Below are 12524 nucleotides of genomic sequence, written 5' to 3' on the forward strand. Positions count from 1 at the left end.
CAACCTTATTTTTTGGCGGCAAAACGCGCTGCAGCTTCGTCCCAGTTCACCACATCCCAGAAGGCTTTGATGTAGTCCGGGCGACGGTTCTGGAATTTCAGGTAGTAAGCGTGTTCCCACACGTCCAGACCCAGGATCGGGAAGCCGGAAGCGCCGGAAATGGCTTCGCCCATCAGCGGGGAATCCTGGTTAGCGGTGGAGACAACGGCCAGTTTGTCACCTTTCAGGACCAGCCACGCCCAGCCGGAACCGAAACGGGTAGCAGCGGCTTTTTCAAATTCCGCTTTGAAGTTGTCCACAGAGCCGAAATCGCGCTCGATAGCCGCTTTCAGATCGCCCTGCAGGGTGGTACCGGTTTTCAGGCCTTTCCAGAACAGGCTGTGGTTCGCGTGGCCGCCGGCGTTGTTACGCAGTACGGTTTTTTTGTCAGCCGGCAGCTGATCCAGCTTGGTGATCAGCTCTTCAGCGGACAGGTTAGCGAACTCCGGCAGGCTTTCCAGCGCGGCGTTGGCATTGTTCACGTAGGTCTGATGGTGTTTGGTGTGATGGATCTCCATCGTCTGCTTGTCGAAGTGCGGTTCCAGAGCATCGTAAGCGTACGGCAGGGATGGCAGGGTATAGCTCATAATCATCTCCATTATTGTCGAGCGGCTCAAGTGTTAACGCCGCGTAAGCAGTTTGTCCATTATAGTTAATTAAATGGTATTGAAAATGCTTATCAATGCCGTATTTTTCATATGGATATAACCAGAAGAAATACCCGCCGTTTTGTGATGTAGAACAACTAATTAAGCCCATGGTTGCCAGAGTTCGCCATCCTGTGGCAACGTCCTGAAGGCGGCCAAAGCGGCTAATTTTTACACTCATCGCATCGGAAGCCGCCGTCTCCGATAAAAAAAGATGAGGATAAAATCAATGAACCACGCGATTACGATGGGTATTTTTTGGCATTTGATAGGGGCCGCCAGTGCCGCCTGTTTCTATGCCCCGTTCAAGAAAGTAAAACACTGGTCGTGGGAAACCATGTGGTCGGTCGGGGGGATCGTCTCCTGGCTGATCCTGCCCTGGGCCATCAGCGCCACGCTGTTACCCGATTTCTGGGCCTACTACCGCTCCTTTAACGCCTCCACGCTGCTGCCGGTCTTTCTGTTCGGCGCCATGTGGGGTATCGGTAATATCAACTATGGCCTGACCATGCGCTATCTCGGCATGTCGATGGGGATTGGCATCGCCATTGGCATCACGCTGATTGTCGGTACGCTGATGACGCCGATTATTAACGGTCAGTTTTCGGTGCTGATGCACACCCAGGGCGGTCAAATGACGCTGCTCGGCGTGCTGGTGGCGGTGGTTGGCGTTGGCATCGTCACCCGCGCGGGCCAGCTGAAAGAGCGCAAAATGGGCATCAAAGCCGAAGAGTTCAATCTGAAGAGAGGGCTTCTGCTGGCGGTGATGTGCGGTATCTTCTCGGCAGGGATGTCGTTCGCGATGAACGCCGCCAAACCGATGCATGATGCCGCCGCGGCGCTCGGCGTCGACCCGTTATATGCGGCGCTGCCAAGCTACGTGGTGATTATGGGCGGCGGGGCGCTGGTTAACCTTGGCTTCTGCTTTATTCGTTTGGCAAAAGTGAAGAGCCTGTCCGTCAAAGCCGATTTCTCGCTGGCCAAACCCCTCATCATCAGCAACCTGCTGCTTTCCGCCCTCGGCGGCCTGATGTGGTATCTCCAGTTCTTCTTCTATGCCTGGGGCCATGCCAGCATTCCGGCGCAGTATGACTATATGAGCTGGATGCTGCACATGAGCTTCTACGTACTGTGCGGCGGTCTGGTGGGTCTGGTGCTGAAAGAGTGGAACAACGCCGGTCGTCGTCCGGTGAGCGTCCTGAGCCTCGGCTGCGTGGTGATCATCATCGCCGCCAACATCGTCGGTCTGGGAATGGCCCGTTAAGCACCGGAGCATTTGCCTGACAAAGACGCGCTTCAGGCGGCGGCGCGACTGCGCTGCCGCCACTGCCCCGGCGACATGCCGATTTCCCGGCTGAACACCACCGAAAAGTAGTTACTGTCCTCAAAGCCGCACTGCATGGCGATATCGCCGATTAAGCGCTCGGTATGCTGCAACAGATACTGCGCATGGCAGATCCGCAGCTGGCGTAAATAGTGATTGATGGTCATCCCGGTTTGCTGGCGAAACTGCTGACGTAGCGCCCGCTCGCTGCCGCCCTCCTGCTCGCAGAAACGCTCCAGGACAAAGGGGCGGCTCAGGCTGGCCGCCAGCGCGGCCAGCAGTTTGTCCAACAGCGCTTCGCGCTGCGTCGCCGCCAGATTATCCGTCGCGTAGCGATGCCGCTGGAGGGTCAGCGCCAGCTGAGCAAACAACAGCTCGGCCATCGCATTCCCCTGCGCATCGTGCCGGGAACACTCATGCTCAAGCTGACTAATCACCTGACGCGCCTGCGCCATACCGGTGCTGCCCATGCGCCAGTGGGGCTTCCACGGGGTGCCGAAGAGGCCAGGGATCGCCCCCGCCCAGTCGAAATTGAGCTGCAGCCGCTCCGGGCAATAGATGATGTTCTGCAGAACCAGATCGTTAACGGAAGCATAGGAGTGTTTATCTTCGGCGCGAATATAGAACAGATCGCCGCGGGTAATGCGCCAGGGACGGTCGTTGAGAACATGCAGCCCGTTGCCCCGCCACACCAGCACCAGCTCGCAGAACTCATGGGTGTGTTCAGCGAAGACGTTTTGCGGGTAGCGGTCAGCCACCGCCACCGCCTGCGTGGCGGAAGGGAAAAATTCCTCTTTACGTAGAATCAAACCGGCCACGGCTCACACTCCCAACGCGGATAACGGCGCATTATTCGCGTTTTTGCTCCGCAATACGTTGACTCCTCTCGCGTTACTGAAGAATAGCGTCGCGCCCCTGGCGGATATCGCGCGGCGACCAGGAAAACTCGCGGCGAAAAAGCGTCGAAAAGTGGTTACTGTCGCCGAATCCGCAGCGATAGGCGATATCCGTCACGCTTTCATCGCTGTGGCGCAGCAGGTGGCGGGCTTTCATCAGGCGCACCCGATTGAGATAGCGCTGCGGCGTCAGGCCGGTCTGCTGCTTCAGCTGACGGTGTAGTGTACGCAGCGATAGCGAAAACTGCGCCGCCACCTCCTCCCAGCAGATCTCCTGCGCAAAATGGTCTTCCAGCCAGGCCAGCAGCTGATTAAGCCGTGCATCGTTGTTGGTGGCCTCTTCCGCAAGGCTGCTTTTCCGCAGCAGCACCAATAGCTGCATAAACAGGATCTCACGGCTGGCGACGGCATGGGTATCCGTTTCGCTCCCCATGGCCTCCATCTGCGCCACGATATGCCGCACCTGCTGCAGAACCGTCTGGTTCACCCGCCAGTGCGACGGGTAGTTGCCCTCCTGCTCCTGGGGCAACAGCTGGCTGACCCCGGCGAGAAACCGAAACGCATCCGGCGCGCGATAAAGCACGTTGGTCAGACACAGATTGTCCGTGTGCTCGTAAAGATGCCGGTCGTGATCGCGAATAAAGCAGACCGAGCCGCCGCCGATGGTATAGGGCTGGCCATTGAAGACGTGAATGCCCGTACCCTGCTCAACGATGACAATTTCATGAAAATCATGGTGATGCTCAGGAAAGGCCGACTGAGGGAGGCGGGGTTCAATAGCCACCGTCGAGATCCCGGCCTTAAAGAAATCCGTACTGTGCAATATGGTCATGATGCCACCCTCGTAATGAGAAAAATTATCAGTCACCGGCTGATAGTAATGAAGGGTTGGCTATCCAGCCTTCAATTTTTGACCGCAAAATTCGTAAATCCTGCCGCTTTTTCAAGAATCAGCCGGAAAGATGCGGAACTGCGGACCCCATCACATCCTCCTCACCACCGCCCAAAACCGCAATTTGTGATTTTCCTCACGGTCACCTTTGCTTTCTTGCCAGCGGCCAGTTTCGGCTGTCCGTAGCGAGAAGGTGTGAGTCAGCGCCCTTTTTTAGACTGCGGACAATGATTTTAAGAAGGATCGTTTCATGAGTATTCGTCATTGTGTCGCCGTCGATTTAGGCGCCTCCAGCGGGCGGGTCATGCTCGCCAGCTATCAGTCCGGGCCGCGCGCCCTGACGCTGCGTGAAATTCATCGCTTCACCAACAGCCTGCAGAAGGTCGATGGCTTCGACTGCTGGGATCTCGATAGCCTCGAAGGCGAGATCCGCCGCGGGCTGGAGAAAGTGTGTGAGCAGGGCATCCTGATCGACAGCATCGGCATCGATACCTGGGGCGTGGATTATGTCCTGCTGGATAAGCAGGGTCAGCGCGTCGGGCTGCCGGTCTCCTATCGTGACGATCGCACCCAGGGCCTGCTACGTCACGCTGAAGAACAGCTGGGCCGGGCGGAGATCTATCGCCGCAGTGGCATTCAGTTTCTGCCGTTTAACACCCTTTATCAGCTGCGCGCCCTGGTGGAACAGCAGCCGGAGCTGGTCAGTCAGGCCGCCCATGCCCTGCTGATCCCCGACTATTTCAGCTTCCGCCTGACCGGCAATCTGAACTGGGAATATACCAACGCCACCACCACCCAGTTGGTCAACATCCACAGCGATAACTGGGATGAGACGCTGCTGAACTGGACCGGCGCGCCGCGCGAGTGGTTTGGCACCCCGACGCATCCCGGCAATGTGACAGGCCACTGGATCTGCCCGCAAGGCAACCGTATTCCAGTGGTCGCCGTCGCCAGTCACGACACCGCCAGCGCGGTGATCGCCTCCCCGCTGGCCGACCGCCACGCCGCCTATCTCTCCTCCGGCACCTGGTCGCTGATGGGGTTTGAAAGCCTGACCCCTTACACCTGCGACGCGGCGCTGCAGGCCAATATCACCAACGAAGGCGGAGCCGAAGGCCGCTATCGGGTGCTGAAAAATATCATGGGCCTGTGGCTGCTGCAGCGGGTGCTGAAAGAACAAAACGTCAGCGACCTGCAGGGGCTGATCGCCCGCACTGCCGCGCTGCCGGCGTGTCGCTTCATCATTGACTGCAATGACGACCGCTTTATCAACCCGGCCAGTATGAGCGCCGAGATCCAGGCCGCCTGCCGCGGATCCGGCCAGCCGGTTCCTCACAGCGACGCCGAACTGGCGCGCTGCATTTTCGACAGCCTGGCGCTGCTTTACGCCCGGGTGCTTAACGAGCTGGCGGCGCTGCGCGGCCAGCCCTTCAGCCAGCTGCATATCGTCGGTGGCGGCTGCCAGAACGAACTGCTCAACCAGCTGTGCGCCGACGCCTGCGGGATCGCCGTCGTGGCCGGCCCGACAGAGGCCTCCACCCTCGGCAATATCGGCATCCAGTTAATGACCCTCGACGAGCTGGCCAGCGTCGATGAGTTTCGTCAGGTGGTGCGCGGCAATGCGTCCCTCACCGCCTTTACCCCCAATCCTGATAGTGAAATTGCCCGTTTCGTGGCGCAGTTTCAGCCACAACAGACCAAGGAGCTTTGCGCATGACCACTCAACTTGAACAAGCCTGGGAAATTGCTAAGCAGCGCTACGCCGCCGTCGGCGTGGATGTCGAGGAGGCCCTGCGCCAGCTGGACCGTCTGCCCGTCTCCATGCACTGCTGGCAGGGTGACGACGTCGCCGGTTTCGAAAACCCGGCGGGAAGCCTGACCGGCGGCATCCAGGCCACCGGCAATTACCCGGGCAAAGCGCGCAATGCTCAGGAGCTACGCGCCGACCTTGAGCAGGCGCTGAGCCTGATTCCGGGGCCAAAACGTCTCAACCTGCACGCTATTTATCTGGAAGCCGACGCGCCGGTGGCGCGCAATGAGATAAAGCCGGAGCACTTTAAAAACTGGGTCGAGTGGGCGAAAGCCAACAAACTGGGGCTGGATTTCAACCCCTCCTGCTTCTCGCATCCGCTGAGCGCCGACGGCTTTACCCTGTCGCATGCCAACGATGAGATCCGCCAGTTCTGGATCGACCACTGCAAAGCCAGCCGCCGCGTATCCGCTTATTTTGGCGAGCAGCTGGGCACCCCGTCGGTGATGAATATCTGGGTGCCGGACGGCATGAAGGACATTACCGTTGACCGCTTCGCGCCGCGCCAGCGGCTGCTGAACGCGCTGGATGAAGTCATCAGCGAAAAATTCGACCCGGCGCACCACATTGACGCCGTCGAGAGCAAGCTGTTCGGTATCGGCGCCGAAAGCTACACCGTCGGCTCCAACGAGTTCTATATGGGCTATGCCACCAGCCGCCAGACGGCGCTGTGCCTGGATGCCGGCCACTTCCACCCGACGGAGGTCATCTCCGACAAGATCTCCGCCGCCATGCTCTACATCCCGCGCCTGCTGCTGCACGTCAGCCGCCCGGTGCGCTGGGACAGCGACCACGTGGTGCTGCTGGATGATGAGACTCAGGCCATCGCCAGCGAAATCATTCGCCATAACCTGTTTGACCGCGTGCACATCGGCCTCGACTTCTTCGATGCCTCCATCAACCGCATCGCGGCCTGGGTGATTGGTACCCGCAATATGAAAAAAGCGCTGCTGCGCGCCCTGCTGGAACCGACCAACCAGCTGCGCCAGCTGGAGAACGACGGCGATTACACCGCCCGCCTGGCACTGCTCGAAGAGCAAAAATCCCTGCCGTGGCAGGCCATCTGGGAGATGTACTGCCAGCGTCACGACACGCCGGCGGGCAGCCAGTGGCTGGACAACGTGCGGGCTTATGAGAATGCGGTTCTGAGCCAGCGCGGGTAATGCACGGGCTTCCCCGGGTCGCGGCTGACGCCTTACCCGGGCTACGAACTGCGCGATGTTGCCAGAGCGCACCGAACCGTTCCCTCTCCCCTGTGGGGAGAGGGTTAGGGTGAGGGGCTACCCCCACCGAATTAACAGGAAAGACAAGACTATGCAGACCATTATCGACGCCTGGTTCGTCCAGGGCATGATCAAAGCCACCTCCGACGCCTGGCTGAAAGGCTGGGACGAGCGCAACGGCGGCAACCTGACGCTGCGTCTGGATGAGGCGGATATCGAACCTTACGCGGCGGATTTCCACGCTAAACCCCGCTATATCGCCCTCAGCCAGCCGATGCCAACCCTGGCCAACCAGCCGTTTATCGTCACCGGTTCCGGCAAATTCTTCCGTAATGTCCAGCTCGACCCGGCCGCTAACCTTGGCGTGGTGAAAGTCGACAGCGACGGCGCGGGATACCATATCCTGTGGGGTCTGACGGAGGATGCGGTGCCGACCTCCGAGCTGCCGGCACACTTCCTGTCGCACAGCGAGCGCATCAAACTGACCGACGGCAAGGACCGGGTGATCATGCACTGTCATGCCACCAATCTGATCGCCCTGACCTACGTCCTGGAGAACCACAGCGATCTGTTCACCCGCAAGCTGTGGGAAGGTAGCACCGAATGTCTGGTGGTCTTCCCGGATGGCGTCGGCATTCTGCCGTGGATGGTGCCAGGCACAGATGAAATCGGCCAGGCGACTGCGGAAACCATGCAAAAACACTCGCTGGTGCTGTGGCCGTTCCACGGCGTCTTCGGCAGCGGCCCAACCCTGGATGAGACCTTCGGCCTGATCGACACTGCCGAGAAGTCCGCCGAAGTGCTGGTGAAAGTCCTATCCATGGGCGGGATGAAGCAGACCATCACTCGCGAAGAGCTTATCGCTCTTGGCAAACGCTTCAACGTCCAGCCGCTGCAGTCCGCGTTAGATCTTTATCCATAACAACATCGCGCCCCGCTCACCGAGACGGGGCGAAGCCTCACCTGCAAACCCTACAAAACTGACTCATGTGGAGTAAAAGCAATGAAAACAAAGACAAGCTTGATCCTCACCGTTGCCGCCCTGGCGTTGTCCGGTTCCGCCTTAGCAGAAGTTAAAATCGCCCTCGTGGCGAAATCGCTGGGAAATGGCTTCTTCGAAGCCGCCAACGTTGGCGCCCAACAGGCCGCCAAAGAGTTAGGTGATGTCAAAGTGATCTACACCGGCCCGACCACCACCACCGCCGAAGCGCAGATCGATGTGCTGAACGGGTTGATCGCCCAGGGGGTGGATGCGATCGCCATTTCCGCCAACGATCCGGACGCGGTGGTGCCGGTGCTGAAAAAAGCGATGCAGCGCGGCATCAAAGTGGTTTCCTGGGACTCCGGCGTGGCGCCGGCAGGCCGCCAGATCCATCTTAATCCTTCCAATAACGCCTTAATTGGCGAGACCAACGTCAAGCTCGCCGCCGATGCGCTGAAGGCGCTGAACGTGGAGAAGGGGGATGTGGCGGTGTTAAGCGCCACCCCGACCTCCACTAACCAGAATATCTGGATTGAGGAGATGAAAAAGGTGCTGCCGCAGTATCCGTCCGTCAATCTGGTGACCGTCGCCTACGGTGACGATCTGTCGGATAAAAGCTACCGCGAAGCGGTGGGCCTGCTGAAATCATATCCGGATCTGAAAGTCATTGTTTCGCCGTCATCGGTGGGAATTGTTGCCGCCGCGCAGGCGGTGAAGGACCAGGGAAAAATTGGCAAAGTCTATGTCACCGGGCTGGGGCTGCCGTCGGAAATGGCCGGCGCGATCAAGTCTGGCGCCAGCAAAAGCTTCGCCATCTGGAACCCGATTGACCTCGGTTACGCCGCCACCTATCTGGCCGACGATTTAGTCAAAGGCACGGCGACCAAAACCGAAGCCAGTATGGGCAAGCTGGGCAAAGTGAAGCTGGACGCCGAAGGGAATGGCGCGATGGCCGAGCCGTTTGTCTACGATGCGAGCAACATCGATAAGTTCTCGAAAATTTTCTAACCCTTGTTCCCTCACCCCGGCCCTCTCCCAGAGGGAGAGGGGGAATGGCTGGCCCTCTGCGCGATGCGGCCTGCGGGCGCCGGACCGTTCCCTCTCCCCTTTGGGGAGAGGGTTAGGGTGAGGGGCGATTTTACGGAGAACTATCATGTCAGCATCAACGCCACTGCTGTCGCTGAAGGGGATCACCAAGATTTTTCCCGGTGTGCGCGCCCTTGAAAACGTGCAGCTCGATCTCTGGCCCGGCAAAGTGACCGCCCTCATCGGCGAAAACGGCGCGGGGAAATCCACGCTGGTCAAAGTGATGACCGGTATTTATCAGCCCGAAGAGGGGGAGATCCTCTATAAAGCGATTCCCATTCATCTGCCAACGCCGGAGTCGGCGCATAAGATGGGGATCACCGCCATTCACCAGGAAACCATACTGTTTGACGAACTTTCGGTCAGCGAAAATATTTTCGTTGGTCAGTATCTTTATAAAGGGCTGCTCAAAACGCTCGACTGGCCGGCGATGCACCGCCGGGCTGGTGAGATCCTCGCCCGGCTGGAAGTCCAGATCGACCCGCGGGCAACGTTAAAAACGCTCAGCATCGCCCAGCGGCACATGGTGGCGATTGCCCGGGCGCTGGCTTTCGACGCCCAGGCGGTGATCCTCGATGAGCCGACCGCCGCGCTTTCCCAGCATGAAATCCTGGAGTTTTATCACATCGTTGAGCGTCTGAAGCAGGACGGCAAAGCGATCCTGTTTATCTCGCATAAGTTCGATGAAATTTTCGAGCTGGCCGACTATTACACCATCCTGCGCGATGGGGTGTACGTCAGCTCCGGGATAATGAGCGATATTACCGAAGAGCGGATGGTGTCGATGATGGTGGGCCGGGCGATCAGCCAAACCTACCCGAAAGTCGACTGTACCCCAGGGGAAACGGTGCTGGAGGTCAACGATCTTTGTCATCCTACCGAGTTTGCCGATATCAGCTTCAGCCTGCGCAAGGGAGAAATTCTCGGCTTTTACGGCCTGGTGGGCGCCGGACGCACCGAGCTGATGCAGGCGCTCTCCGGCGTAACGCATCCCTCCTCCGGCGAGATCCGACTGAACGGCAGCCCCATGCGCTTTCGCCAACCCGCCGACGCTATCCGCGCGGGCATCGTCTGCGTACCGGAAGAGCGACAGAAACAGGGGGCGATCATCGCCCTGCCTATCGCCCAGAACATCAGTCTGCCGCAGCTGAGCAAGCTCAATCCTAACGGCGTCCTGAACGACGCCCGGGAATGGCGGCTGGCGGACGAGTACGCCTCGCGCCTGCAGGTTAAAGCCTCCAGCTGGCGGCAGCCGGTGGAGACCCTCTCTGGCGGCAACCAGCAGAAAGTGGTGATCGGCAAATGGCTGGCGACCCAGCCCGAGGTGATCATCCTCGATGAGCCGACCAAAGGCATCGATATCGGCTCAAAAGCCGCTGTGCATCAGTTTATGTCCGAGCTGGTCAGCCAGGGGCTGGCGGTGATTATAGTCTCGTCAGAGCTGCCGGAAGTGATGGGCATGGCCGACCGGATTATCGTGATGCATGAAGGGCTGATGGTCGCCGAGTACCGGGCCGGGGAAGCGACGGCGGAAACCATCGTTAGCGCCGCCAGCGGCATCGGCCAGGAGGCAGCATGATGGGACACGCATGGCTGAAGCATCGCGAAGCGCTGCTGGCGCTGGTCATCATTTTGATGATCGGCGCCATTGGCAGCCGGGCGCCGTCGTTCGTTTCACCGGGTAATCTGGTGGAGATGTTTAACGATACCGCCATCCTTATCATTCTCGCCCTCGGACAGATGATGGTGCTGCTCACCAAAGGCATCGATTTGTCGATGGCCGCCAACCTGGCGCTGACCGGGATGATCGTCGCCCTGCTCAATGCCCATAATCCGGGTATTCCGGTGGTAGCGCTGCTGGCGCTGGCAACCCTGCTGGGCCTGCTGATGGGGATGATTAACGGCCTGCTGGTCTGGCGCCTCGGCATTCCCGCCATCGTGGTGACCCTGGGCACCATGAGCATTTATCGCGGCATTATCTTCCTGCTGACCGACGGCGGCTGGGTTAACTCACATCAGATGAGCGCTGATTTTCTCAGTCTGCCGCGCAGCACCCTCCTGGGATTGCCGCTGCTGAGCTGGTGCGCCATCGCCGCGCTGCTGCTGGTGGGTTACTTCCTGCGCTACAGCCGCACCGGCCGGGCCTTGTATACCGCGGGCGGCAACGCGACGGCGGCGTATTACACCGGCATTAACGCCGGGAAAATGCAGTTCGTCAGCTTCTGCCTCTCCGGCGCGCTGGCTGGCTTCTGCGGCTATCTGTGGATCTCGCGCTTCGCCGTCGCCTATGTCGATGTGGCGAACGGCTTTGAGCTGCAGGTGGTCGCCGCCTGCGTGATCGGCGGTATCAGCACCATGGGCGGAAGCGGACGGGTACTGGGCTGCCTGTGCGGCGCGCTGTTCCTCGGGGTCATCAATAATGCCCTGCCGGTGATCGGCATCTCGCCGTTCTGGCAAATGGCGATTTCCGGGGCGGTGATCGTCATGGCGGTGTTGCTTAACGAGCGCGGCAATCGCGGTCACGGGCGGTTAATCCTGCGTAACGCGGCGTTAGCCCGACAGAAACAGGCGGTAAAATCATGAGCAAGATGATGGTATCTGAAGAGATGAAAAACGCCCCGGCCGCGCCGTCGCCGCTGCGCCGCCTGCTGTGCTGGGAAGGGTTTTTACTGGCGGTCACCCTGGCGGTATTTATCGGCAACGCGGTGGCTTCCCCGTACTTCCTCAATATCTGGAACCTCTCGGACGCGACCTTTACCTTTACCGAGAAGGCGATCGTCGTCCTGCCGATGGCGATGCTGATTATCGCCCGGGAAATCGATCTGTCGGTGGCCTCGACGATGGCGCTCAGCTCAACGGTGATGGGCTTCTGCGCGGCAGCGGGGATGGGCACCCCGCTGCTGGTGGTCATCGGCCTGGGCGTAGGTCTGCTGTGCGGCCTGTTCAACGGCTTGCTGGTGACTCGCTTTAACTTGTCGTCCATTGTGATCACCATCGGCACCATGAGCCTGTATCGCGGCATCACCTATATCCTGCTGGGCGATCAGGCGCTCAACCACTACCCGGAGAGCTTTGCCTGGTTCGGCCAGGGGTACGTGTGGGGGGCGCTCTCTTTTGAGTTTGCGCTGTTTATCCTCCTCGCGGCTGCCTTCACCTTCCTGCTGCATAAAACCAACTTTGGCCGCCGAACCTACGCCATCGGCAATAACCCGACCGGCGCCTGGTACTCCGGGATCAACGTGAAGCGACATAACCTCGCGCTGTTCGCGCTGGTCGGGCTGATGGCCGGGCTGGCGGCGGTCCTGTTGACCTCACGGCTCGGCAGTACCCGCCCCACTTTGGCGATGGGCTGGGAGCTGGCGGTTGTCACCATGGAGGTGCTCGGCGGCGTCAATATTCTTGGCGGTTCCGGCAGCATGCCCGGGGTGATCATCGCCGCCTTTCTGATGGGGCTGGTGACCTTCGGCTTGAGCCTGCTGAACGTCCCCGGCATCGTGATGTCGGTGATTATCGGCGCGATGCTGATCGTGGTGATCTCCCTGCCGATTATGGCCCGGCGGATGCTGCAGCGAAGACGATGTTAATTTCCCCCTCGCCCTGGCCCTCTCCCCAAGGGAGAAGGGCG

Annotated in this window: 11 protein-coding genes; 8 read left to right on the forward strand and 3 right to left on the reverse strand. The window is 59.6% G+C overall.

The window, feature by feature from the left end; translation table 11 throughout:
- Window positions 1-5: 5 nt before the first annotated feature.
- A complete protein-coding gene (sodA, locus tag ACLH1I_RS22565; RefSeq protein WP_004203668.1) occupies window positions 6-626 on the reverse strand; it encodes a superoxide dismutase [Mn] in 621 nt (206 codons plus the stop codon).
- 289 nt (window positions 627-915) lie between these two features.
- Between sodA and rhaT the strand changes: the two genes are divergently transcribed.
- A complete protein-coding gene (gene rhaT, locus ACLH1I_RS22570; RefSeq protein WP_004203667.1) occupies window positions 916-1950 on the forward strand; it encodes an L-rhamnose/proton symporter RhaT in 1035 nt (344 codons plus the stop codon).
- Between the two features lie 32 nt (window positions 1951-1982).
- On the opposite strand, the gene rhaR is transcribed toward rhaT, so the two are convergent.
- Both rhaR and rhaS (ACLH1I_RS22580) read right to left on the reverse strand, forming a co-directional pair.
- A complete protein-coding gene (gene rhaR / locus ACLH1I_RS22575; protein ID WP_004203666.1) occupies window positions 1983-2828 on the reverse strand; it encodes an HTH-type transcriptional activator RhaR in 846 nt (281 codons plus the stop codon).
- A 73-nt stretch (window positions 2829-2901) separates the two neighbouring features.
- Complete coding sequence (gene rhaS, locus ACLH1I_RS22580; RefSeq protein WP_004203665.1) at window positions 2902-3738, reverse strand: HTH-type transcriptional activator RhaS; 837 nt, start codon at window positions 3736-3738, stop codon at window positions 2902-2904.
- Between the two features lie 310 nt (window positions 3739-4048).
- On the opposite strand from rhaS (ACLH1I_RS22580), the gene rhaB reads away from it, so the two are divergent.
- The 7 genes from rhaB (at window position 4049) to ACLH1I_RS22615 (ending at window position 12483) form a co-directional block, all read left to right on the forward strand.
- On the forward strand, window positions 4049-5515 hold the full coding sequence (gene rhaB / locus ACLH1I_RS22585; RefSeq protein WP_004203664.1) for a rhamnulokinase: 1467 nt from the start codon (window positions 4049-4051) through the stop codon (window positions 5513-5515).
- Window positions 5512-6771, forward strand: coding sequence for an L-rhamnose isomerase (locus ACLH1I_RS22590; RefSeq protein WP_004203663.1), 1260 nt, complete (start codon window positions 5512-5514; stop codon window positions 6769-6771). The genes rhaB and ACLH1I_RS22590 overlap by 4 nt, the downstream gene beginning before the upstream one ends.
- Window positions 6772-6922: 151 nt before the next feature.
- The gene (gene rhaD, locus ACLH1I_RS22595) at window positions 6923-7753 is read left to right on the forward strand and encodes a rhamnulose-1-phosphate aldolase (protein ID WP_004203662.1); all 831 of its coding nucleotides are present in this window, start codon (window positions 6923-6925) and stop codon (window positions 7751-7753) included.
- A gap of 81 nt (window positions 7754-7834) precedes the next feature.
- Window positions 7835-8821, forward strand: coding sequence for a rhamnose ABC transporter substrate-binding protein (gene rhaS / locus ACLH1I_RS22600; RefSeq protein WP_004203661.1), 987 nt, complete (start codon window positions 7835-7837; stop codon window positions 8819-8821).
- Window positions 8822-8966: 145 nt separating this feature from the next.
- The gene (locus tag ACLH1I_RS22605) at window positions 8967-10478 is read left to right on the forward strand and encodes a sugar ABC transporter ATP-binding protein (protein WP_151629331.1); all 1512 of its coding nucleotides are present in this window, start codon (window positions 8967-8969) and stop codon (window positions 10476-10478) included.
- Complete coding sequence (locus tag ACLH1I_RS22610) at window positions 10475-11482, forward strand: ABC transporter permease (protein ID WP_074195334.1); 1008 nt, start codon at window positions 10475-10477, stop codon at window positions 11480-11482. The genes ACLH1I_RS22605 and ACLH1I_RS22610 overlap by 4 nt, the downstream gene beginning before the upstream one ends.
- Window positions 11479-12483, forward strand: a complete 1005-nt coding sequence (locus tag ACLH1I_RS22615; protein WP_198080078.1) for an ABC transporter permease — start codon at window positions 11479-11481, stop codon at window positions 12481-12483. Before ACLH1I_RS22610 ends, ACLH1I_RS22615 begins: the two co-directional genes overlap by 4 nt.
- Window positions 12484-12524: the final 41 nt, after the last annotated feature.

Source organism: Klebsiella sp. 1SOBk10mer, assembly GCF_046602535.1.
Taxonomy (GTDB): Bacteria; Pseudomonadota; Gammaproteobacteria; order Enterobacterales; family Enterobacteriaceae; genus Klebsiella; species Klebsiella quasipneumoniae.

Coding starts and splice junctions, on each gene's coding strand:
- sodA (WP_004203668.1), bottom strand. CDS start 626: ATGAGCTATACCCTGCCATCCCTGCCGTACGCTTACGATGCTCTGGAA.
- rhaT (WP_004203667.1), top strand. CDS start 916: ATGAACCACGCGATTACGATGGGTATTTTTTGGCATTTGATAGGGGCC.
- rhaS (WP_004203665.1), bottom strand. CDS start 3,738: ATGACCATATTGCACAGTACGGATTTCTTTAAGGCCGGGATCTCGACG.
- rhaB (WP_004203664.1), top strand. CDS start 4,049: ATGAGTATTCGTCATTGTGTCGCCGTCGATTTAGGCGCCTCCAGCGGG.
- ACLH1I_RS22590 (WP_004203663.1), top strand. CDS start 5,512: ATGACCACTCAACTTGAACAAGCCTGGGAAATTGCTAAGCAGCGCTAC.
- rhaD (WP_004203662.1), top strand. CDS start 6,923: ATGCAGACCATTATCGACGCCTGGTTCGTCCAGGGCATGATCAAAGCC.
- rhaS (WP_004203661.1), top strand. CDS start 7,835: ATGAAAACAAAGACAAGCTTGATCCTCACCGTTGCCGCCCTGGCGTTG.
- ACLH1I_RS22605 (WP_151629331.1), top strand. CDS start 8,967: ATGTCAGCATCAACGCCACTGCTGTCGCTGAAGGGGATCACCAAGATT.
- ACLH1I_RS22610 (WP_074195334.1), top strand. CDS start 10,475: ATGATGGGACACGCATGGCTGAAGCATCGCGAAGCGCTGCTGGCGCTG.
- ACLH1I_RS22615 (WP_198080078.1), top strand. CDS start 11,479: ATGAGCAAGATGATGGTATCTGAAGAGATGAAAAACGCCCCGGCCGCG.